At 69.2% G+C, this 20,390-nt stretch carries 18 protein-coding genes; 6 read left to right on the top strand and 12 right to left on the bottom strand.

What is annotated here, in order from left to right; all coding sequences use genetic code 11:
* The first annotated feature begins 36 nt into the window (after positions 1–36).
* On the top strand, positions 37–1,452 hold the full coding sequence (locus tag HH310_RS11585; protein ID WP_169175482.1) for an aldehyde dehydrogenase family protein: 1,416 nt from the start codon (positions 37–39) through the stop codon (positions 1,450–1,452).
* Here HH310_RS11585 and HH310_RS11580 read toward each other — a convergent pair.
* The gene (locus HH310_RS11580; RefSeq protein WP_169175481.1) at positions 1,442–1,975 is read right to left on the bottom strand and encodes a GNAT family N-acetyltransferase; all 534 of its coding nucleotides are present in this window, start codon (positions 1,973–1,975) and stop codon (positions 1,442–1,444) included. The genes HH310_RS11585 and HH310_RS11580 overlap by 11 nt on opposite strands.
* Positions 1,976–2,083: 108 nt before the next feature.
* Between HH310_RS11580 and HH310_RS11575 the strand changes: the two genes are divergently transcribed.
* Entirely contained in the window at positions 2,084–2,437 is a 354-nt protein-coding gene (locus HH310_RS11575; protein ID WP_169175480.1) for a DUF4259 domain-containing protein, read from the top strand.
* Positions 2,438–3,450: 1,013 nt separating this feature from the next.
* Here HH310_RS11575 and HH310_RS11570 read toward each other — a convergent pair.
* Together HH310_RS11570 and HH310_RS11565 are read right to left on the bottom strand one after the other, a co-directional pair.
* The gene (locus HH310_RS11570; RefSeq protein WP_169175479.1) at positions 3,451–5,076 is read right to left on the bottom strand and encodes a GGDEF domain-containing protein; all 1,626 of its coding nucleotides are present in this window, start codon (positions 5,074–5,076) and stop codon (positions 3,451–3,453) included.
* A gap of 173 nt (positions 5,077–5,249) precedes the next feature.
* Positions 5,250–5,705 (bottom strand): hypothetical protein, encoded by a 456-nt coding sequence (locus HH310_RS11565; protein ID WP_169175478.1) that lies wholly within the window; start codon positions 5,703–5,705, stop codon positions 5,250–5,252.
* 48 nt (positions 5,706–5,753) lie between these two features.
* Between HH310_RS11565 and HH310_RS11560 the strand changes: the two genes are divergently transcribed.
* Positions 5,754–6,986 carry a family 1 glycosylhydrolase gene (locus tag HH310_RS11560; RefSeq protein ID WP_169175477.1) on the top strand — a complete coding sequence of 411 codons (1,233 nt, stop codon included), beginning with the start codon at positions 5,754–5,756 and terminating at the stop codon, positions 6,984–6,986.
* Between the two features lie 107 nt (positions 6,987–7,093).
* On the opposite strand, the gene HH310_RS11555 is transcribed toward HH310_RS11560, so the two are convergent.
* From HH310_RS11555 to HH310_RS11535, 5 genes are all read right to left on the bottom strand, one after another.
* Entirely contained in the window at positions 7,094–8,002 is a 909-nt protein-coding gene (locus HH310_RS11555; RefSeq protein ID WP_169175476.1) for a sulfotransferase domain-containing protein, read from the bottom strand.
* 71 nt (positions 8,003–8,073) lie between these two features.
* Positions 8,074–8,451: a VOC family protein gene (locus HH310_RS11550; protein ID WP_248293916.1), complete on the bottom strand. Its 378-nt coding sequence runs from the start codon at positions 8,449–8,451 to the stop codon at positions 8,074–8,076.
* Positions 8,452–8,473: 22 nt separating this feature from the next.
* Positions 8,474–9,235, bottom strand: a complete 762-nt coding sequence (locus tag HH310_RS11545; RefSeq protein WP_169175475.1) for an ABC transporter ATP-binding protein — start codon at positions 9,233–9,235, stop codon at positions 8,474–8,476.
* Entirely contained in the window at positions 9,232–10,002 is a 771-nt protein-coding gene (locus HH310_RS11540) for an ABC transporter permease (RefSeq protein WP_169175474.1), read from the bottom strand. The genes HH310_RS11545 and HH310_RS11540 overlap by 4 nt, the downstream gene beginning before the upstream one ends.
* Positions 10,002–11,003 (bottom strand): ABC transporter substrate-binding protein, encoded by a 1,002-nt coding sequence (locus HH310_RS11535; protein ID WP_169175473.1) that lies wholly within the window; start codon positions 11,001–11,003, stop codon positions 10,002–10,004. Before HH310_RS11535 ends, HH310_RS11540 begins: the two co-directional genes overlap by 1 nt.
* A 111-nt stretch (positions 11,004–11,114) precedes the next feature.
* On the opposite strand from HH310_RS11535, the gene HH310_RS11530 reads away from it, so the two are divergent.
* From HH310_RS11530 to HH310_RS11520, 3 genes are read left to right on the top strand one after another with little or no spacing between them, the layout of a single operon-like run.
* Complete coding sequence (locus tag HH310_RS11530) at positions 11,115–12,017, top strand: DUF6282 family protein (protein WP_169175472.1); 903 nt, start codon at positions 11,115–11,117, stop codon at positions 12,015–12,017.
* A gap of 43 nt (positions 12,018–12,060) precedes the next feature.
* Positions 12,061–12,510, top strand: a complete 450-nt coding sequence (locus HH310_RS11525; protein WP_169175471.1) for a hypothetical protein — start codon at positions 12,061–12,063, stop codon at positions 12,508–12,510.
* A 20-nt stretch (positions 12,511–12,530) separates the two neighbouring features.
* Positions 12,531–12,992, top strand: a complete 462-nt coding sequence (locus HH310_RS11520) for a GNAT family N-acetyltransferase (RefSeq protein WP_169175470.1) — start codon at positions 12,531–12,533, stop codon at positions 12,990–12,992.
* Between the two features lie 1,005 nt (positions 12,993–13,997).
* Here HH310_RS11520 and HH310_RS43740 read toward each other — a convergent pair.
* Genes HH310_RS43740 through HH310_RS11500 form a run of 4 tightly spaced genes read right to left on the bottom strand, consistent with a single transcriptional unit; the run spans position 13,998 to position 20,347 of the window.
* Positions 13,998–17,342, bottom strand: coding sequence for an alpha-mannosidase (locus tag HH310_RS43740; protein WP_248293915.1), 3,345 nt, complete (start codon positions 17,340–17,342; stop codon positions 13,998–14,000).
* A 30-nt stretch (positions 17,343–17,372) separates the two neighbouring features.
* Positions 17,373–18,548: a glycosyl hydrolase gene (locus tag HH310_RS11510; protein WP_169175469.1), complete on the bottom strand. Its 1,176-nt coding sequence runs from the start codon at positions 18,546–18,548 to the stop codon at positions 17,373–17,375.
* 45 nt (positions 18,549–18,593) lie between these two features.
* Entirely contained in the window at positions 18,594–19,472 is an 879-nt protein-coding gene (locus tag HH310_RS11505) for a carbohydrate ABC transporter permease (RefSeq protein ID WP_169175468.1), read from the bottom strand.
* Positions 19,469–20,347, bottom strand: coding sequence for a carbohydrate ABC transporter permease (locus HH310_RS11500; protein ID WP_169175467.1), 879 nt, complete (start codon positions 20,345–20,347; stop codon positions 19,469–19,471). Before HH310_RS11500 ends, HH310_RS11505 begins: the two co-directional genes overlap by 4 nt.
* Positions 20,348–20,390: the final 43 nt, after the last annotated feature.

Here is a 20,390-nt window from a genome sequence, read left to right as displayed (position 1 = left end):
ACTCTGTTCGCTAATCGTTTTCTCGGGGAGGCGGAGATGGACCACATCACGACGCATTACCTCGACGGACGTTTCGTCGAGTCGCACGGCCGCCGGCCGATGCCGATCGTGAGCCCGGTGACCGGCGAGCCCCTCGGCGACGGCCTGCTGGCGGATCTCACCGACGCCCGTGCCGCGGTGCGGGCGGCCCGTGCGGCGCTGCCGGCCTGGTCCGCGACGACCGTGGCGACGCGGCAGCGCTATCTGCGGCAGCTCGCCGACGCGGTCTCGCGGCACCGCGACGAGCTGGCCTCGACGATGTCGACCGAGTACGGGGCGATCGCCGCGTTCTCCGGTTTCGTCGTCGATGCCGCACGGGACTGGTATCTGCAGGCGGCCCAGCTCCTCGACGACTTCCCGTTCGCCGAGCGGGTCAACAACGCCGTGGTCCGCCGGGTGCCGGTCGGGGTCGCCGCGCTCATCACGCCCTGGAACGGCAGCGCGTGGTTCATGGCGATGAAGTCGGCCGCGGCGCTGGCGGCGGGCTGCACGGTGGTGATGAAGCCGAGCGAGAACAGCATTCTGCAGTCGCAGGCGTTCGCCCGGGTCGTGCACGACGCCGGCCTGCCACCCGGCGTCGTCAACATCCTGTACGGGCTGGGCGACGACGTCGGCACCTCGCTGGCCACCGACCCCGACGTCGACAAGATCTCGTTCACCGGCTCGACGGCGGTCGGGAAGATCATCGCCCGGAACGCGGCGGGCACGATGAAGCGCGTCACGCTGGAGCTGGGCGGCAAGGCACCGATCGTGGTGCTCGACGACGCCGACCTTCCCCGGGCCGTGGAGTTCGGTTTGCGGGTGTGGCTCTACAACAGCGGCCAGGCGTGCACGTCAGGCACCCGGCTGCTCGTGCCCGCGCACCGCCTCGCCGAGGTCAAGGAGCTCATCCTCGCGAAGATCGGCGCCTTCAAGGTCGGTCTGCCGCACGATCCGTCCAGCCGCGTCGGCCCGATGGTCACGCGCGCGCATTACGAGCGCGTCCAGGCCTACATCCAGCGCGGGCTCGACGAAGGCGCGACGCTGCTGGTCGGCGGCCAGGGCAAGGTGCCCGGCCTCGCCAGCGGCAACTATGCCCGGCCGACGGTCTTCGTCGATGTCAAACCCGACATGACCATCGCCCAGGAGGAGATCTTCGGCCCGGTGCTCGCGGTCATCCCGTACGCCGGCGACGCCGAGGCCGTGGACATCGCTAACGGCACCGATTACGGCCTGGTGGCGTACGTGGCGGGCCCGCCGTCGCACGCGTCGGTTGTCGCGTCGCAGATCCGGGCCGGACGAGTCGTGATCAACGAGCCGGTCAGCGACCAGGACGCCCCGTTCGGCGGCTTCAAGCAGTCCGGCATCGGCCGCGAGTTCGGCCGGTTCGGCATCGAGGAATACCTCGAATACAGCGCTGTCTTCAGCGCCTAGCCAGGTATTGCTCGCGGGTCAGTTCGTGCACGGCGACCGGCTGGTGGTGCTCGGGGACGACGGTGTCGAATGTGTGCCGCATGCCTAGTTTAGTCATGACGCGGCCGGACCGGACGTTATCCACATGCCGGATGCTGATCAGCCGCGGCAGTCCACAGGTCTCGAAGGCGAACCGCATCGCCTCGGTGGCGGCCTCCGTGGCGTACCCGAAACCCCAGAACGGGCGCGCCAGCCGCCAGCCGATCTCGACGGCCGGCATGACCTCGGGCAGGAACGTGGGTATCGCGAGACCCGCCCAGCCCGCCAGCACGCCGGTCTCGCGCACCTCCACGGCAAAGAGCCCGAAGCCGTACTCGTCCCATCGCCGCATCATGCGGTGCAGGCTCTCGGCGGTCTGGTCGCGGGTGCGCGGCCGACCGTCCATGATGTACCGCATGACGTCGGGGTCGGCGTCGATGGCGGCCAGCGCGTCGAGGTCGTCCCGGCGAAAGCGGCGCAGGGTGAGGCGCTCGGTGCTCAGCACGACACGATTATGCTATTCCTGGCCCTGCTGAGCCCATTTGATGACGTCCGGGTCGGCTGTAGTACGCGAGGTCCTCGTCGTTGAGCGCGGACCGCCACTGGCCCATCGTTGCTTTGTTCAGGAAGCGGGCGTCGTCCACCCACATGCCTGGTTCCGGGTGACGACTATCTGGACAGCGACTTCGCCTGCGACGCGATCGCGGCCGCCACGGTGGTGGCCTCCCAGCTTCCCGGTGGCGAACCCCTGACCACCGCGTACGCGCCGGATTTCCTGGTGGACGGCGGGACCCTCGACATCCCGGCGGACGTCCCGGGGCTTGCTCTGCGCGCGCTCGACCGGATCGCCGCGGACGACTCCGAGTGGCGGTCCTTGTGGGAATACACCCACGAGCAGGCGATCACCGAACTGCAACCGCTCCGGACACCGATCGAGCGGGCGGCGAACGAGACGAGTAAGTCCTAGGCCGAGTCAGTGGCCGTAGCCGAGTCAGTGGCCCGTAGCCGAGTCAGTGGCCGTAGCCGATCAGCGATCTGATCGCCGTCCGTCCGTCCGCCAGCGCTCTCACCCCCACTCGCATATCCGACATTTCCCGAGATTTGTCGGATCGGCTGGGCCGCTGGACAGGCTGGCTCGGTGCGCGGCCGCGCGGCGCTTCCATTCCGTGAGACAGGTGACCGCCTGCTGAGACCCGCGTCCGCATTATGGACCCACCGCCCGCGATGTGAGACTGGCGTCCATTGTAGAGAGCATGTTTGTCACGTAACGAGGCTTTCGCCCGGCGGGTTTTGCCGGCCGAATGTGAACCTTGGAGAGTTATGGCTCGTATGTGGGCGCAACTCTCCAAGGTTCACAAAAATCCATGATGTGACCGCAGTGTCCACATAGCGGAACTGTTCAGCTGGTTCTCGCGCCGCTCACCCTCCGATGCGGTGGCCTTCCGTGGCGGACCTGAGGGCCGTCGCTGTGGGGAGCCACAGCCTTCCCGGCGTCGCTACTGCCCACACCTGCTGTGGGTCGCCGCGGTGTGGGGAGCCAAAGCGTCCCAGCCGTCGCGACTCCCCGCACGTGGGTAGGGGTGGCCGCGGTGTGGGGAGCCACAGCGTCCCCGCCGTCGCGACTCCCCGCACGTGGGTAGGGGTGGCCGCGGTGTGGGGAGCCACAGTGTCTCCGCCGTCGCGACTCCCCACACGTGGGTGAGGGGGCCGCGGTGTGGGGAGCCACAGCCTCCCCGGCGTCGCTGCTGCCCACACCCGGGTGGGGCGCCCATTGTGGGGAGCTGAGACCTGCCCGGACCTGGGCGGCGCCGCCTCGCACGGGGAACTCCAGGCCGGCGGAACCAGCTGAACAGTTACACATAGCGGGACCGCCCTGCCGTGAACGGATCGCCGCAGCGCCTCAGCTCTGACACCACCGGAGCTACACCGTGACCAGGTCACTCACCGCCTACCACCACGGTTAGGACCTACTCACCCAGGTCAGGGGATCAGCACGGCGCGGGCCCGGCCGCCCGCCTTCGCCCGGTACAGGTTCTCGTCCGCGGCGCGGATCAGCTGGTCGACCTCGCGGGCCGGGCCGGCCGCCTGACCGGCGCTCACGCTGACGTGCAGGCCCGGCGCCACCTCGTCCCACCGGTGCAGGGCCACGGCGCGTACGACGTCATCGGCAACCTGGGGTGGGTCGCCGCCCGGCGGCAGGTCGATGAGCAGCATGAACTCGTCGCCGCCGAGGCGGACCGCCAGGTCTGTGGGGCGGATCACCGCCTCCTGCAGGATCATGCCGAACACGCGCAGCACCTCGTCACCCACCGTGTGCCCGAACGTGTCGTTGACCGACTTGAAATGGTCGCCGTCGATCAGCACCACGGCGAGCCGGTCCTGCGGGGCGCGCCGCCGCAGCCGGGCCAGGTGCCGGGTCTCGGCGTGCCGGTTGGCCAGGCCGGTCAGGGCATCCACGTACGCCTGGCGGTTGAGCTGCTCGCCCTGCCGCAGCACCCGGGCGGCGGCTAACCGGGCCCGCGCGGCGCCGAGCACGTCGAGGCGGGCCTGCCAGCGTAACGAGGCCAGGTGCCGGGAGTATCGCAGCGCGGGGCCCTCGGGAGTGGCCTGCGCGGCCAGGTACAGCGCGAGGGTCTGGATGCTCGGCTTGTAGTCGTCGAGCAGGTGCACCGCCCGGTTCGCGATCCGGGCCGCGCGGACGGCGTCACCGCGGTCGTGCACGCCGACCGCGGCGGCGAGCAGCAGGCACGCACGGTACCCGGGCCACGTGCTGGGCGCGAGCGCGTCGAAATGCTCCGCGGAGACGCCACCCGGGTCGGCGTCGTCGCCGGCCAGCACGTCCAGGAACCGCTCCAGCGCCCGGACCTCCCACTGCCACATCGGCGGCAGGTCGGCGCGTTCCACGTCGGTGGGCCGGACCGCGACGGCGGCCACGTGCCGGGCGCCCTCCCGGTCGCTCATCTCGATCATCGCGCAGGCCAGGGCGGTCGCGTTCTCCAGCCGGTTGATCACCAGGACGCGGCGGGTGAGCTGGTGCACGTGCCGGGCCGCGGCCGGGAGCGGGAAGTCGAGGGTGCCGGCCGCCTTCGCGTACATCTCCTCCTCGAGCTCCCACAAGCCCATCCGGTGGTACGCCTGACCGACCTCGACGTAACACACCGGCAGTTCGACAGCGCGCAGTCCGAGGTTCGACCCACCGTCGAGCACGTCGTCGAGCATCGACACCGCGCGGCCCAGCAGCTCGCCGTCGTCTTCGCCCAGAGTGTCCGGGTTTTCCGCGTGCACCACGAAAAGGGCGCGGGCGGCCAGCGACAACGCGATGAAGATCTCGTCGGAGGTGGCCTGGGCGGCGCTGACCATCGCGTCGGAGCTCTCCCGGATGCGGTCCTGCGGCTCGTTACGCAGCGCGCGGCAGAGCAGCTGGCAGTGCAGAAGCAGGACCTCGACCTCGTCCCAGCCGATCGCCCGGCACTCGGCGATGAGCTTGTCGATCAGCTCGGGATCGGTCTCGACCTGCGTAAACTCCAGCAGGGCGTGGGCGAGCATGCGGGCACCGAGCCGGTCCGGGGGCAACCCGGACGCCCGGGCACGATCAATGTCGGTCATGTCACCCCGATCGCGGGCGTGGGCCACCGCATGATCAGAAGAATCATCGGCCCTCCACCCCGCCGCGCCGAACCGCCGGCCCGTACATCGCCTGACCTTTCTAGCAGACCGCGGCATCCCAGGTATCGACAACTTCCTCCGCGTCCAACAGGTCGGGACGAATGGCGCCGCGCTCAACCGAACGCCGCGGTCTCGCGTTCCAGGAAGCTGAGGAATTCCTGGAGGTCGGCGGTGAACACGACGGCCTCCTCCTCGTCCGAGAGCCGCAGCACCGGCGTCCCCGAGCCGGCGGTCAGCGCGAACAATCCGCCGTTCCCGTCGCTGCCGAACACGATCACCCGGCGGCCGTCGCTCAGCGTGTGCGGCGGATCGGTGTGCGGCGGACGGTGAATCCAGTAACCGTGGGTGACGGCCGGGAGGCGTACCTCGGCAATGGCCTGGTGAAACGCCAGCAGGTCGTACGGCAGATCGTCGCCGTGCGTGGCGACCAGGTCGGCCAGCTCGGCCTCGGTCGCGGCGCCGGCGACCTCGTGCACGCCCGCCACCTGCCCGAACCGTCGCTCGCCGGCCAGCCGGGACAGGTTCTCCCGCATCGAAGCCCGCCATTGCTCCAGCCATTTCCGATCCACCGTGCGCTCCCCCTGGAGTTGTGCGGCCGAGAATGATATTGAAACACCATGGCGTTTCCGGCCGGCTTCCTCTGGGGTGTGGCGACCTCCGGACATCAGACCGAGGGATTCAACACGGCGAGCGACACGTGGTTCGCCGAGCACGTGAGCCCGACCGTTTTCCGCGAGCCGTCCGGGGCGGCCTGCAACGCGTACGAGATGTGGGCCGGCGACGTGGACCGGGTCGCGGCGATGGGCCTGAACGCGTTCCGGTTCTCGGTCGAATGGGCACGGGTCGAGCCGTCGCCGGGAACGTTCGACGAGGAAGCGCTCGCCCATTACGGCGCGATCGTCGACCGGTGCCGGGCCGCCGGGCTCGCGCCGATCGTCACCTTCAATCACATGACGAGCCCGCATTGGTTCGCGGCGCGCGGCGGATGGCTCGACGACGAGGCGCCGTCCCGGTTCGCGGCGTATTGCCGCGCGGTGACCGACTCTTTCGGTGCCGGGATCGCTTTCGCGGTGACGCTCAACGAGCCGAATCTGCCGCAGCTGCTGTCCTGGTCGGGTGTTCCGTCGTCGGTCGGTGACCTGGAAAGAGCCACCTTGACCGCCGCCGCCCGGGAAGCCGGGGTGCCGCGTTACCGATTGGCGAACGTCATGCTCCCCGAGGACTTCGGCGCCATCGCGGACGGGATGGCGGCGGGTCACTCGGCCGCCCGCGCCGCCATCAAGGCCGCACGCCCGGAACTGCCGGTGGGATTCAGACTCGCCGTCGCCGACGATCAGGCGGTCGGTGATGACGGCGTACGGGATCAAAAGCGTTCCCAGGTGTACGCCCGTTGGCTGCACCTGGCATCGGCCGACGACTTTCTCGGCGTGCAGAACTACGAGCGGTTCCGTTACGACGCGAACGGTCTGCTGCCGCCACCGTCCGGAGCACCCCTGAACGACATGGGCTCGGATGTTTATCCGCTGTCGCTGGCGAATGCGGTGCGTTACGCGCACGCGGCGTCCGGCGTGCCGATCCTGGTGACCGAGCACGGCCTGGCCCACGACGACGACCGGTTGCGGGCCGCTTTCATCCCGGCCGCGCTGGACGGCCTGAGCGACGCCGTCCGGGACGGTGTTCCGGTGCTCGGCTATCTCCATTGGACATTGATGGACAACTTCGAATGGACGTCCGGGTACGGGATGAGGCTGGGCCTGCACGAGGTGGACCGGGCAACGTTCACCCGAACGCCGAAGCCGAGCGCGGCGGTCTACGCGGCGATCGCGCGCGGCAATGCCTCGGCTCCGTGACCGACCCCGCCGCGCGAACCGCCGGCGGCGTTGGCCGGTTAATACGGCTGCCGGCCGGCACCCACTGCCCCGCGGGGCCATAGCGGACTGCTGCGGGCCGCCGACGACTAGCCCGCGGATTCCTGACCTCGGTGCACCCAACTGAGCAGATCGGGGCCGGCCAGCGTCGCCACGCGCTCCCGATAGTGCGTGAGGTCCTCGTCGTCGAGTACGGACCGCCACCGGCCGCTCGTGCCCTTGTGCAGGAAGCGTGACTCGTCGAGCCACATGTCACGGTGCGAGACCACGTCGGCCTCGCGTTTTTTCATGCCGCCGAACGTCGCCGCCTCCACCAGCTCCGGCCATTTGTGCTCGGGAACGTCGATTTCCAACGTCTCGGCCAGGCCACGCATGCTGCCGGCCAGGTCGTCCTTCAGCTGCTGGTAATGCGTCAGGATCACGTTCGGCCGGTCGAGCCGGCGCCAGACGATGTCCAGGTGCCGCATGTAGGACGGAAGGCCGAACATGAATTCTGGGCTGTCCACCCAAGCACGGAAACGGTCGTGAATCGACTCGGACGCCGGTGGCACCTCGGGGAATCGCGGTGGTTCGACGCCGTCGGCCCGGGAGGCGGCGTTGAACCGCTCGATCAGGACGGCCAGATTCGTGTTCGACCGGTGATTGTCGAGGGACAGGCCGGCGTCGCGAGGGTCCCGGCCGATGGTCAGATACGTGACGCGCGCGTCGTACGGGAGTCCGTCCGGTGGGGTGTGCGTCTTGATGAACCGCCGGTGCCGCTGCCCGGCCAGCTCCCGGACGACCTCCTCGCGTGGATGCACGAGATAGTCCGGCCACGGCGACAGCTCGCCGAGCGGCCGCGGGAGGTCGGGCGTCTGGAAGATGAGCAGCGCGCAGATCATCTGGATCCACGTCGTCCCCGATTTCGGCGGCACCGTCAGAATGATGTCGCCCGCACGCAACTCAATGTGGTCCCACCGGGCGTTGTCGACGAACCACCCTCGATAACGCTGCGCCATGTCTGCCATCGCATGGGATGACGAGCCCGGACCGGCGAGGTTCACGCCTTGTGGCAGCTCTCACGGCGACGCTATTCGTCCTTGCACAAGCAGAACGGGTGGCCGGCCGGGTCGATGAGCACCCGCACGTTCGTCTGCGGCTGATGCGTGGCGATCTCGGCGCCCAGCGCGACCGCCGAGGCCGTCGATGCCTCCAGGTCACCCACCTCGAAGTCCAGGTGCATCATCGGGCGCTGGTCACCGTCGTTAGGCGGCCAGACCGGACGCCGATAGTCGGTGGCCTGCTGGAAGACGAGAAAGCTGGCCCCCGGCGTCCCGAGCACCGCGGTCCCGGCTTCCTCGTGCACGATCGGCCAGCCCAGCAGGTCCGAGTAGAAGGCGGCGAGAGCTTTCGGGTCGGGCGCCTCGACGGCCGCACCCCACCACATTCCCGGCGTACGCGACAGCATGCCCGTCAGCCTGCGGGCAACCTCAGCGTTTGTCCAGCGGCATGAGCAGGTCGTGCAGGCGGGCCGACGCCGACGCCACCTGATCCAGGTGGGCGTTGAAGCCGAACGACCGCGGCCGCGGAATGTCGATCGGCACGATCTCGCGCACCCGGCCGGGCCGGTCGCTCAGCACCGCCACCCGGTCGGCCAGCAGGACCGCCTCCTGGATCGAGTGCGTCACGAAGACGATCGTGGTGCCCAGCTCGAGATGGATGCGCTGCAACTCGACCGCCAGCTCCTCGCGGGTCAGCGCGTCCAGCGCCGAGAACGGCTCGTCCATCAGCATGACCGTCGGGCTCTGCAGCAGCGCCCGGCACAGCGACACCCGCTGCTGCATGCCGCCGGAGAGCTCGTGCGGCAGCCGCTTGCGGAAGCCGAGCAGCCCCATCTGCGACAGCAGCCCCTCGGCGCGGGCGCGGACGTCGCCGCGATCCAGGCCGGAGATCTCGGCGGGCAACATCACGTTCGCCTCGACCGTACGCCACGGCAGCAGCGCCGGCTGCTGGAAGACCATCGCCACGTCCCGGCGCGGCGACGTCACCGGGACTCCGTCGATCGCGATCGAACCCGTCGTCGGCGGCAGCAGGCCCGCGATCATGCTGAGCAGCGTCGACTTGCCGCAGCCGGAGCGCCCGATCAGCGTGAGGAACTCGCCGTCCGCGACCGACAGGCTCACGTCGGTCAGCGCCTCGACGCGGCCGCGCCGCCCGTCGAAGGTGCGACCGGCCCCCGAAACCTCGATCATTCCTCGCTCCGCAACGCCTGCGCCCACGGCACCAGCAGGCGTTCCACCAGGGCCACCGCGTAGAACAGGAGCACGCCCAGCACGGCCAGCAGCACCAGCGCCGCGAACGCGAGCGGGGTGTCGTTCGACGCACCGGACCCGCTGATCACCGAACCGAGGCCGCGGTCCGGGTTGACCACCTCACCGATCACCGCTCCGATGATCGCCAGTGGGGTGGCCACCTTCAGGCCCACGAAGATCTGCGGCAGCGCCCACGGCAGCCGCACCTTGACGAACGTCTGCCGCCACGACGCCTTCAGCGACCGGGCGAGCCGGCGCAGCTCGATCGGGGTCGAGGTGAGACCGGCCATGGTGGACACCACCACCGGGAAGAAGCTCACCAGGATCACCATCACGATCTTCGGTGCGTCGCCGAAACCCATCCACACCAGCAGCAGCGGTGCCAGCGCCACCTTCGGGATGGCGTTGACCGCGGCCAGCACCGGCATCGTCATCCGTTCGACGGTGGGGGAGGCCGCCAGCACGATCGCGACGGCGAGCCCTCCGGCCACGGCGATGCCGAAGCCGATCAGCACCCGTTGCAGGGTCACCCAGGTCTCCTGGATGAGGAATCGAGGCGTACGCAAGAAGGTCTCCACGACATCCGCCGGCGAGGGCACGTAGAACTTGTCGATGTGCAGTGCGGCGGTGAGCAGCCACCAGAGACCGACGGCGAGCACCGCGCCCAGCACGGGCAGCGTGACGGCCCACAGCCGCGAGCGGGTCATCAGTGGATGAAGCTCGGGTCGACGATCTTGTCCGGCGTGAGGCCCTTCGGCATCAGTCCGGCCGTCTCCAACTCGGCGATGCCACTCTGTACGCGCGCCTGGTCGAACGAGCCGAGCGGCCCGCCGTCGGGCGCCGGCACGTACGGCTTCATCGCGTTGATCTCGCCGACCGCGGCCGGGACCGCCGCCGTCGGTTCGGCCTGGTGCAGGATCGCGGCCGCCTCGTCCGGGTGGTCCACGGTGTACTGCAGACCCTTCATCGCCGCGCCGACGAACCGGCTGACCAGGTCACGGTTGGTCGAGATGAGCGACGGCGTCGTGATGATCGCGTTGCCGAACAGGTCCTTGAGATAGTCGCTGTACGGCATCACGACCACCTGCTTCTTGGACGTGGTTTCGAGCGCCTTCTGGCTGAGCAGGAACGTGCTGAGCGCGTCGACCTTGCGCTGGGCCATCAGCCCGTTGAGCGCCGTGGTCTGCGCCCCCTGGATTTTGACACTTGCCGGATCGATGCCGGCGAGCTTCGCGTACGCGGGAAACAGCAGCTCCGAGACGCTGCCGGCGGCCGTCGCGATGGTCTTGCCGGACAGATCGGCGGGTTTGGTGATGCCGGTGTCGGCGGTCGTCATGATCGAGACGAGGGTCTGCTGGTGGATCGCGGCGACCGCGCGCCAGTCGGTGAACTTGCCGGTGCCGGCCTGGATGACCGCGCCGGTGAAGTCGAGCGCGGCGAACTGCGCCTGCCCCGACTTGATCATCGTGAGGTTCTGGACGTTGCCGGCGCCCTTCTGGATGTCGACGTCGATGCCGGCGTCGCGGAAGAAGCCCTTCTCCTTGGCCACCCAGGCGAACGAGTCGCGGCCGACCGCGCCGAACGCCGTCACGTACGTGACCTTGTCGGTCTTGGGGCGGCCGGCCGGGCCCTCCTTCGAGTCGCCGCACGCGGTGAGCGCGAGGAGCAGGGCGGCCAGCGTCACGAACACACGCGATGCTCTGATCATCCGAGTCTCCAGTTATAGACTGGCGTCTATTGTGATCACGACCGGTGGACTTCGTCGACAAGATTATCGACAATCGTGGCCGTACTGTGACGGCGTACGGAAGGGAAGTCCATGCCCTCTGCCGAAGCCCGCGCCCTGGTGGCCGGCGCCTATGACACGCACGTGCACGTCGCGCCCGACGTGATGGACCGCCGCATCGACGACCTTGACCTGGCCCGGCGCTGCCTCGACGTCGGCCTGGCCGGTTTCGTGCTGAAATCGCACTACGTGACAACCGCCGAGCGGGCCTCCGTGGTCCGCAAGGCCGTCCCCGGCATCGACGCGCTCGGGGCGATCACGCTGAACGGCTCGATGGGCGGCATGAACCCGGCGGCCGTGGAGATCGCCGGGCGGCTGGGCGCGCGCGTCGTGTGGATGCCCACGGTGGACTCGCGCAACCAGCGGACGAACACGGCGCCGGACCTGCCGGGCGCGAAGCCGGCGATGTGGGGTGCGTTGCAGGCCGACCTGCACGCGCAGGGCATCGTGCCGGACATCGTGGACGTCGTTTCCGCTTCCGGGGAGGTGCTCGACAGCGTACGGCGGGTGCTGCGGGTGATCGCCCGGCACGACATGGTCCTGGCCACCGGGCATCTCGCGGCCGCGGAGATCGTCGCGGTGGTGACGGCCGCCAAGGAGGAGGGCGTACGCCGCGTGGTCGTCACCCACCCGGAGTTCACCTCGCAGCGACTCCCCGTCCCGGAACAGCGGCGGCTGGCCGAGCTGGGCGCTTTCCTCGAACGCTGCTTCACGACTCCGCACACCGGGAAAGTGGCGTGGGAGGAGCTGTTCGCCAACATCCGCGCGGTGGGCCCGGCGCACTCGATCCTGTCCAGCGACCTCGGCCAGCCGTTCAACCCGCCGGTCGAGGACGGGCTCGCGCTGTTCGCCGACAAGCTGCTGGAGGCCGGCTTCTCGAAGGACGACGTGCACACCATGGCCGTGGTCAACTCCCGCGCGATCGGAGCCGTGTAGCCGCCCGATCGTCGCCCGACGGCGGTGGGTAGGTTTGCCGATCATGAGTGTGGACATCGATGCGGAACTCGGACGCCTGAGTCACGCCTTCGTCACCGAAACGCTGCGATCGCTGGACGACGGGCTCGATCCCACGGCGATCCGGCAGGACGTCGACCAGGTGGTCGGCCGCCGCACCACGCTGGACCCGCGGACCTCCGTCGGCCTGGTCGTCGACCTGCTGTGGTGGCTCGACACGTACGGCAAGGACGTGGCGGCGAAGATCAAGGACGCCGCCGCCGTACGCCTCCAGGACCTGCCGCCCGAGCAACAGCGCCGCCTGATCGAGATCCTCGACGAGCTGGCCGCCTCGGAACAGCACGACGGCCGCCGCTATCAACTGCGTTTCTTCCCGTACGCCATGGGCCTGGTCGTGGAGCAGCCGCAGGACGCGCAGCCCCCGGTCCGCGACTGGATCCCGAGCCGCGTCCGGCGGGAAACCGAGCCGAAATAACGCCCCGTCATCATGCACCGATGACCCTGCGCATCACGCGTGCCGACTTCACCGACGTGTCCCTGGTCGCCTTCCTGCAGGCGCACCTGGACGACATGGCACCGACGGCCCCGCCGGAAAGCCGGCACGCGCTGGATCTGACAGAATTACAGACCCCGTCCGTACGCCTGTGGGTCGCCTCCGCCGCCGGCACGCTCGTCGGCACCGGCGCCCTGGCACCCGTCGAGCCCGGCCACGAGGAACTCAAAAGCATGCGCACCACCCCGGAGCGGCGGGGCCAGGGCATCGCGACACAGATCCTCGACCACCTGCTGCGGGACGCCCGGCGGCACGCGACCCACCGGGTGTCCCTGGAAACCGGCAGCATGGCGTTCTTCGCCCCGGCGCGGGCCCTGTACGCGAAGGCGGGTTTCGTCCGCTGCGCCCCGTTCGGCCCCTACATAGACGACCCGAACAGCGTCTTCATGACAAAGGCGTGGTGAGCGTCGGCTGCGGGGTTTGGCGCCGGTAGTAGCGACGGCTGGGAGGTTGTGGTTGCCCGCACCGTGGCCGCCCTCACCCGGGTGTGGGGAGTCGCGACGGCTGGGAGGTTGTGGTTGCCCGCACCGTGGCCGCCCTCACCCGGGTGTGGGGAGTCGCGACGGCTGGGAGGTTGTGGTTGCCCGCACCGTGGCCGCCCTCACCCGCGTGTGGGGAGTCGCGACGGCTGGGAGGCCGTGGTTCCCCGCACCGTGGCCACCCTCACCCGCGTGTGGGGAGTCGCGACGGCTGGGAGGCTGCGGTTCCCCACACCGTGGCGACCCACAGCAGGTGTGGGCACCCGTTACGGCCGGAACCTCCCAGCCCCCCACAGCGACCGGCCTAGCAGGTCCGCCACGGAAGGCCAACGCATCGCAGGGTGAGCGTCGAGAACCAGCTGAACAGTTCCACGATGTGGGAGTGGTGTCCGCTGCGTGGGACTGGCGACCACATCGTGGCTGCGCGTCCACCATGTGGGATTGGCGTCTAATATGGACGGACTTTTCTCCAGCCTTGAGGCTTTTGTTCGACGCGACTTCCCTGCCAGACGTGAACCTTGGAGAGTTGTGGCTCGTATGTGGGCGCAACTCTCCAAGGTCTCCGCAGATCCCAGAATGTGGCCGAAATACTCGCATTGTAGGATCGTGGCAAGCCCGCGCGGCCACCGCGGAGTCGACGACGCGTTCGGCATCCCGCCGCGCGCGTGGTGGCGGTTGCGCGCGTGGTGACGGTCGGGCGCTTGGTCGCGGTCGGGCGCTTGGTCGCGCTCGGCATCCCGGCGCGGCACGTGGTGCAAGCACGAACATTGGTCGGCAAAGGTTGCCCCTTGTGGCCGTTTGGCAGACGCAGGTGCGCGTCCGGCTCCGAAGGTCTGGGCGCGTCCACGTTGCCGACGTCTTGAGTCAATGTGTCAACACGTCAACTCAAGACGTCGGCACGATGGATGCTGCGGCCGGCGGCTGGCTTGGTCAGCGGGTGAGGCGTAGCGTTCGGACCTCGAACGCGGTCAGCGACAGCGGGATCGCCGTGCCGGTGACGACGGCGGAGGCGAGCGGACTCTCCAGCAGTGACACCTCCGCGACGCCGCTGACCTCGGTGTGGACGGTCAGCGTGCCCGCGGCGCGGCGGCCCTGCGACTCGTACAAGCGCACGATGATGTCGCCGCTGCGGTCGTCGGCCAGCTTGACGCTGGAGACCAGGATGCCGTCACCCTCGACCGACACCAGCGGGTCGAAACCGTGGTCGCCGGTCACCGTGCGCAGGGCCAGGTTCAGGTCGATGCCTGCCTCCGTCGCGTCGGCGACCGTCGAGCCGATCACCAAGCCGTACCGGCACGTCTGTACGCCCTGGTCGGTCGCCGGGTCGGGGAAGCGCGGCGCCCGCAGCAGCGACAAACGCACCGTCGTGGTGACGTCACCGTCGACCGAGTCGCGGGTCAGGTCGTACCCGTACGTCGAGTCGGTGATCAGCGACGCTCCGAAGCCGGGCTCCTCGACGTGCACGAACCGGTGCATGGAGGCCTCGAACTTGGCCGCCTCCCAGCTCGTGTTCGTGTGCGTGACCCGCTTCTGGTAGCCGAACTGGGTCTCGGCGGCGACGTGCTCGGCGCGTACGTCGAAGGGAAACGCGACCTTCAGGAACTTCTCCGTCTCATGCCAGTCCGTCTCCTGTTCGATGTGCACCGTGCGGCTGCCGGGCGCGAGCGACAGCACCTGCCGCACCCGGGAATCGGCGAACGAACGTTCGATTTGGATTCTGCCGTCCACCACCGAGAGAGAGTCGACCTCCCGCAGGTCGGTGACCCGGTTGCGGTAGAAGCGATCCACGTCCCAGGCGTCCCACATGTTCGGGAAGTCCTGGTGCAGCTGCAGCAGGTTCGCCGGCTGGCCGGCCGCGATCGCGTCCCGGCCGGAGGCGAGATCCACCGCCGAGGTGATCAGCCCTTCCGACGAAACCGTCACCGAGACGAGGTCATTGGCGAGGATATATCCGTCACCGTGGCGAGAAATCCGGACATCGGGGGCGGCGTGCGCCGTCGAGGTGGGCGTGGCGGTGACGGGCGTGGTGTTGAGGGGCGAAGCGGTGATGGCCGCGGTGGTGCTGAGCGGTGCGGCGGTGGTGCTGAGCGGTGCGGCGGTGGTGGGTGCTGCGGTGGTGCTGAGCGGTGCGGCGGTGGTGGGTGCTGCGGTGGTGCTGAGCGGTGCGGCGGTGGTGGGTGCTGCGGTGGTGCTGAGCGGTGCGGCGATGGTGGGTGCCGCGGTGGTGCTGAGCGGTGTGGTGGTGGGTGCCGCTGTGGTGCTGAGCGGTGTGGACGTTGCGGTTGCGGCGGGGGTGAGAGGTGCCGCCGGGGTGACGGGTGCGGTGGGGGTGAGGGGTGGGGAGGTGAGGGGCGCGACCGGCGTGGCGGCTGCCCCAAGCGCCGCCACACCCACCCGCGCAAACGGCGCCGGATTGAAAATGATCTCCCGATCGCCAACCCCGGCCAGCGCCCCCACCGACGCCTCGATGATCTCCACCGCCCGCGCGCGGATCCTCTCGTACGCGGCCACCGCCTCCCGATGCACCCACGCGATCGACGTCCCCGGCAGAATGTCGTGGAACTGGTGCAGCAACACCGACCGCCACAACTCGTCGATCTCGTCGTACGGATACGGCACCCCGGCCCGCACCGCAGCCGTCGCCGCCCACAACTCGGCCTCGATCAGCAGGTGCTCGCTGCGCCTGTTTCCCTGCTTCGTCTTGTGCTGACTCGTCAGTGTCGCCCGGTGCAACTCGAGATACAGCTCGCCGACCCACACCGGCGGGTTCGGCATCTCGGCCGCCGCCGCGGCGAAGAAGTCGTCGGGATGCTCCCACGTCACCCGGGCGCTGCCTTCGAGCGACGCCACCCGGCGCGCCCGCCCGGCCATCTCGCGTGTGGTGCCGCCGCCGCCGTCACCCCACCCGACCGGTGCCAGCGAGCGCGACGCCACCCGCGACTCCCGGAACTGCGAGGTCGCCTTGGCCAGCTCGGCCCCGGACAGCTGCGAGTTGTACGTGTCCATCGGCGGGAAGTGGGTGAACACCCGCGACCCGTCGATGCCCTCCCACCGGAACGTGTGGTGCGGGAACTTGTTGACCTGGTTCCACGAGATCTTCTGGGTGAAGAACCACTGGAACCCGGCCCGCCGGATGAGCTGCGGCAGCGCGGGGGAGTAGCCGAAACTGTCCGGCAGCCACACCCCTTGGCACTCGATGCCGAACTCCTCGCGGAAGAACCTCTGCCCGTACGTGAACTGCCGGACCAGCGCCTCCCCGGTCGGCATCACCGTGTCGCTCTCCACCCACATGCCACCGACCGGGATGAACCGTCCGTCCCCGACCGCCTTGACCACCCGCTCCCACACCTCGGGCCGGTGCTCCTTGAGCCACGCGTATTGCTGGGCGCTCGACATGGCGTACCGGAAGGAAGGGTCCTCGTCGATCAGCGCGGTCATGCTCGACGCGGTGCGCGCGACCTTGCGGATGGTCTCGCGCACCGGCCACAGCCAGGCCGAGTCGATGTGCGCGTGCCCGACCGCGGAGACCTGGTGTGCGCTCGGCTCGGCGGGCGAGGAAAGGACGTCGGCCAGGCGCAAGCGGGCGCCGGCGGCGGTCCCGCCGATGTCCTGCAGGTCCAGCACGTCCAGCGCGTCGTCGAGCGCCTGCAGGATCCGCATTCGGCGGGGCGCGCTCGCCGGCAGCTCGGCCTGCAGTTCCAGCAGCACGTCGATGTCCTGCGCCAGCTCGAAGACGACGGAGTCGAAGACCACCAGATCCATCCGCCGCGTCTGGTACAACGGCCGCGGCGACGACGTCTGGATGTCGCCTTCCTGAGTGGGCAGGAACGGGTGGTAGTCGAGCAGCACCGGGTTCGAAGCCGCCTCCAGATAGAGCTCGACCTCCGGGCCGTCCAGCGGGATCCACTGGTTACGCGGGTTGATCGATTTCACCGGGCTGCCGTCCGGCCGGTAGACCAGGGCCTCGCACTGGAAGCCCGGCATGTTCTTGTCGAAGCCCAGGTCCACCAGGGCCTCGACGCGTTTGCCGCGCCACTCGGCCGGCACGCTGCCGCGCAGCCGGAACCAGGTGGTGCCCCAGGCCGGACCCCAGCTCGAGCCCACCACAAAGGGTTCGTACGCCAGGGCGAGTCCCTCGACCGCGGGGATCGGCTCGCCGGGCAGTTCACACACCGCGACGTCGAGTGGCACGGCCGACGGGTAGACCGCGGGCAGCACCCGTTCGTTCAGCACGCGGGTGGCGCGTCCGACGGTGAGGGGGATGTCGTCGTGCATTTCGGAGCCTTTCGGAACGACGGGGACGAGTCAGGAGTGTTGCCGGGAGGCCAGGACGATCCGCGGGCCCGGACCGTCGCCGGCCGCGTCCAGCCAGGCCCGGTAGAACTCGCCGCCCGGCGCGGTCGCGGCCCGGTGCCCGTACCCGGTGTCGTCCAGGACCAGCGCCGTCGTCACGTCCGCCACCGGCACCTCGCCGCCGCGCAGCCGGGCGATCGTCTCGGCGAACCGCAGGCCGGTCGGCTTCACCTTGCCGTCGTTGGTGATCAGGCCCAGGTCGTACTCGAGCTCGGGAAAGTCCAGCAGCTCCCGCCCGACGTCGTGCGAGCACCACCAGGTGATCCCGTACAGGCCGTCGATCGCCGCGACGTGCCGCAGCGTGCTCTCCAGGAACTCGGGGGTGTCGTCCACATCGACGACGTTCGTCGGTGCGCCCACTTCTTGCAACCACACGGGACGTGCCGGATCGGTGTGCCAGGCCGCGGCCAGCCGGCACAGGTACTCGGCGTGCCGCACCGAACCACGACCCAGGCCCCCGTACGCCTGGGCGGATCCGTTGAAAACCCACGAATGCGTGATCGTGGCATCGCCATGGTCGACGGCGTGCCGCGGCTCGAACGGTTGCGTGTCGTCGTACCACGCGGCGTCGTACATCGCATGGGTGACCAGCACCCGGGAGGGGACCTCGGCGCGCGCCGCCGCGGTCAGCCGGCGTAACCACTCGCCGGCGCCGGCCGGGGTGACCGGATGCGGCGCCGGGTGCGGTGCCGCCGCGAACTGGTTGACCTCGTTGCCGAGCGTGATACCCAGCAGGTTGGGCCGGTCCGCCACGGCCGCCGCCAGGTTCCGCACGTACGCCTCGAGCGAGCCGACCACGTCCGGATCGGTGAACATGTTGCGGCGATGCCAGCTCTCCAGCCACGAGGGCACGAAGTCGAAGCTGGACAGATGGCCCTGCAGCGCGTCGACGTTGACGTCGAGACCGAGGTCCTCGGCGATGGCGAACACGGTCACCACGTCGTCGAGCGCGCTCTTGCGGATCACGCCTCGGTTCGGCTGGATCAGCGGCCATAACGGCATGAGACGGATGTGGTCCACGCCGAGTCCCGCGATGGTGGCGAGGTCACGGCGTACGTCCGCGGGGTTGAAGTCCAGCCAGGAGTGGAACCAGCCGGTCGAAGGGGTGTAGTTGACACCGAATCGCATGTGGTGTTGCGCTTTCTGTCGTGTTTTTCCAGGTCGCCGGCGCGGTCAGCCCTTCACGCCGCCCTCTTCGACACCCTTGAAGAAGTAGCGCTGCAGCACGCTGAAGATCACCGCGATGGGGATGAAGGCGATCATCGTGCCCGCCGCGATCATGCGCTTGTCCGAGACGAACGTGCCGGAGAGGTATTGCAGGCCCACGGTGAGCGTGTATTTGCCCGGCGTGGTGATCACGAGCAGCGGCCAGAGGAAGTCGTCCCACGCCTGGATGAACGCGAAGATCGCCACGACCGCGAGGGTGCCGCGCACCGCCGGCAGGGACACCCTGGTCAGGCGTTGCCACACGTTGGCGCCGTCGACGATCGCCGCCTGGTCGATGTCGCCGGGCAGCATCCGGAACGCGTTGTAGAGCAGCAGCACGTTGAGCGCCGCGACCATGCCGGGCAGCGCCACACCCAGTAGTGAGTCGGCGAACCCGAGGTCGCGTACGGTGACGAATTGGGAAATGATCGTGACCTCGCCGGGCAGCACCAGCGTGGCCAGGAACAGGCCCAGCACGATCCGGCGGCCACCGAAGCGCAGCCGGGCGATCGCGTAGCCGGCCAGCGTCGCGAAGATGACGTTGCCGGCGACGGTCAGCGCCGCCACGATCAGCGAGTTGCCGATGTAGCGCCAGACCGGGATGGACTGCGCGACGTGCGCGTAGTTGCTCAGCGTCGGCTGGTGCGGGATCAGCTGCGGGTTGGTCGTGTAGATGTCCTCGCCGGCGCCCTTGAGCGAGGTGGACAGCTCCCACAGGAACGGGCCCACCGTGATGACGAGGACGAAGACCAGCAGGACGTAGCGCACGACCTTCTCGCCGGTGCCCGCCTCGCTAATCGGGGTCCTCCTGCGCTTCTGTCGTGGTGCTTCCGCCACGGCCGTCATCGCTCGCTCCGGTTGTTGATACGGGCCAGTACCAGCATCGGGACCAGCGTGACGACGAACAGCAGCACGCTCAGCGCGGACGCATAGCCGAGGTCACCGTAGAACCCACCGGCGTACTGCTGGATGAGCATGACCAGCGACGAGTCCTCACCGCCCGGCCCGCCCTTGCCCCCGGTGAGAATGTAGATCTCCGAGAACACCCGCAACGCGGCCACGCTCACCAGGATCGCGACCAGAAACATCGTTCCCCGTACGGCCGGGACCGTCACCGAGAAGAAGCGGCGGAGCGTGCCCGCCCCGTCCATCGCCGCGGCCTCGTGCAGCTCCTTGCAAACGTTCCCGAGCGCCGCCAGGTAGACGATCATGTAGTAGCCGAGGCCCTTCCACACGGTCAGGCTGATCGCGCTGAACACCACCAGCCAGCGGTCGGTCAGGAACGGCAACGGGTGCTGCAGCACGTGCAACGCGGTCGCGACGTTGTTGATGACGCCGCGGTCGTCGAGCAGCCACGTCCACAGCAGGCCCACCACCACGGCCGACGCGATCACCGGCGTGTAGAACGCGGTCCGGAAGAACGCGATGCCCTTCAGCTTGCGTTCCACCAGGATCGCGACCAGCAGCGGCAGCACGGTCAGCAGCGGCAGGCAGATCGCCATGTAGACGACGCTGTTGAGCAGCGCGCTCCACACCTGGCTGTCGTGCAGCAGGTCGGTGTAGTTACGCAGCCCGACCCAGCCGGCGTCGCCGCCCAGCGGACGCGCGTCGGTGAACGAGAGCCGCAGCGTGTTCAGCGACGGCCAGACCGTGAACGTCAGCAGCCAGACCAGCGCCGGGACGAGCAGGACCCAAGGGGTGAACCAGCGGTGTGTGCGCACCAGACCTCCTCCGGCGGGGATCCCTTCCGGGATCCCCGCGCTT

Source organism: Actinoplanes sp. TBRC 11911 (genome assembly GCF_012933445.1).
Classification (GTDB): Bacteria; Actinomycetota; Actinomycetes; order Mycobacteriales; family Micromonosporaceae; genus Actinoplanes.
The sequence above is the reverse complement of the archived record's forward strand: the minus strand, read 5'-3'. Positions and strand labels throughout refer to the sequence as shown.

Excerpts from the sequence above, each read along its gene's own strand:
- HH310_RS11560 (WP_169175477.1), top strand. The coding sequence starts at position 5,754 with ATGGCGTTTCCGGCCGGCTTCCTCTGGGGTGTGGCGACCTCCGGACAT.
- HH310_RS43740 (WP_248293915.1), bottom strand. The coding sequence starts at position 17,342 with ATGCACGACGACATCCCCCTCACCGTCGGACGCGCCACCCGCGTGCTG.
- HH310_RS11505 (WP_169175468.1), bottom strand. The coding sequence starts at position 19,472 with ATGACGGCCGTGGCGGAAGCACCACGACAGAAGCGCAGGAGGACCCCG.
- HH310_RS11570 (WP_169175479.1), bottom strand. The coding sequence starts at position 5,076 with ATGACCGACATTGATCGTGCCCGGGCGTCCGGGTTGCCCCCGGACCGG.
- HH310_RS11525 (WP_169175471.1), top strand. The coding sequence starts at position 12,061 with ATGAGTGTGGACATCGATGCGGAACTCGGACGCCTGAGTCACGCCTTC.
- HH310_RS11585 (WP_169175482.1), top strand. The coding sequence starts at position 37 with ATGGACCACATCACGACGCATTACCTCGACGGACGTTTCGTCGAGTCG.
- HH310_RS11545 (WP_169175475.1), bottom strand. The coding sequence starts at position 9,235 with ATGATCGAGGTTTCGGGGGCCGGTCGCACCTTCGACGGGCGGCGCGGC.
- HH310_RS11555 (WP_169175476.1), bottom strand. The coding sequence starts at position 8,002 with ATGGCGCAGCGTTATCGAGGGTGGTTCGTCGACAACGCCCGGTGGGAC.
- HH310_RS11530 (WP_169175472.1), top strand. The coding sequence starts at position 11,115 with ATGCCCTCTGCCGAAGCCCGCGCCCTGGTGGCCGGCGCCTATGACACG.
- HH310_RS11550 (WP_248293916.1), bottom strand. The coding sequence starts at position 8,451 with ATGCTGTCGCGTACGCCGGGAATGTGGTGGGGTGCGGCCGTCGAGGCG.
- HH310_RS11535 (WP_169175473.1), bottom strand. The coding sequence starts at position 11,003 with ATGATCAGAGCATCGCGTGTGTTCGTGACGCTGGCCGCCCTGCTCCTC.
- HH310_RS11510 (WP_169175469.1), bottom strand. The coding sequence starts at position 18,548 with ATGCGATTCGGTGTCAACTACACCCCTTCGACCGGCTGGTTCCACTCC.
- HH310_RS11520 (WP_169175470.1), top strand. The coding sequence starts at position 12,531 with ATGACCCTGCGCATCACGCGTGCCGACTTCACCGACGTGTCCCTGGTC.
- HH310_RS11540 (WP_169175474.1), bottom strand. The coding sequence starts at position 10,002 with ATGACCCGCTCGCGGCTGTGGGCCGTCACGCTGCCCGTGCTGGGCGCG.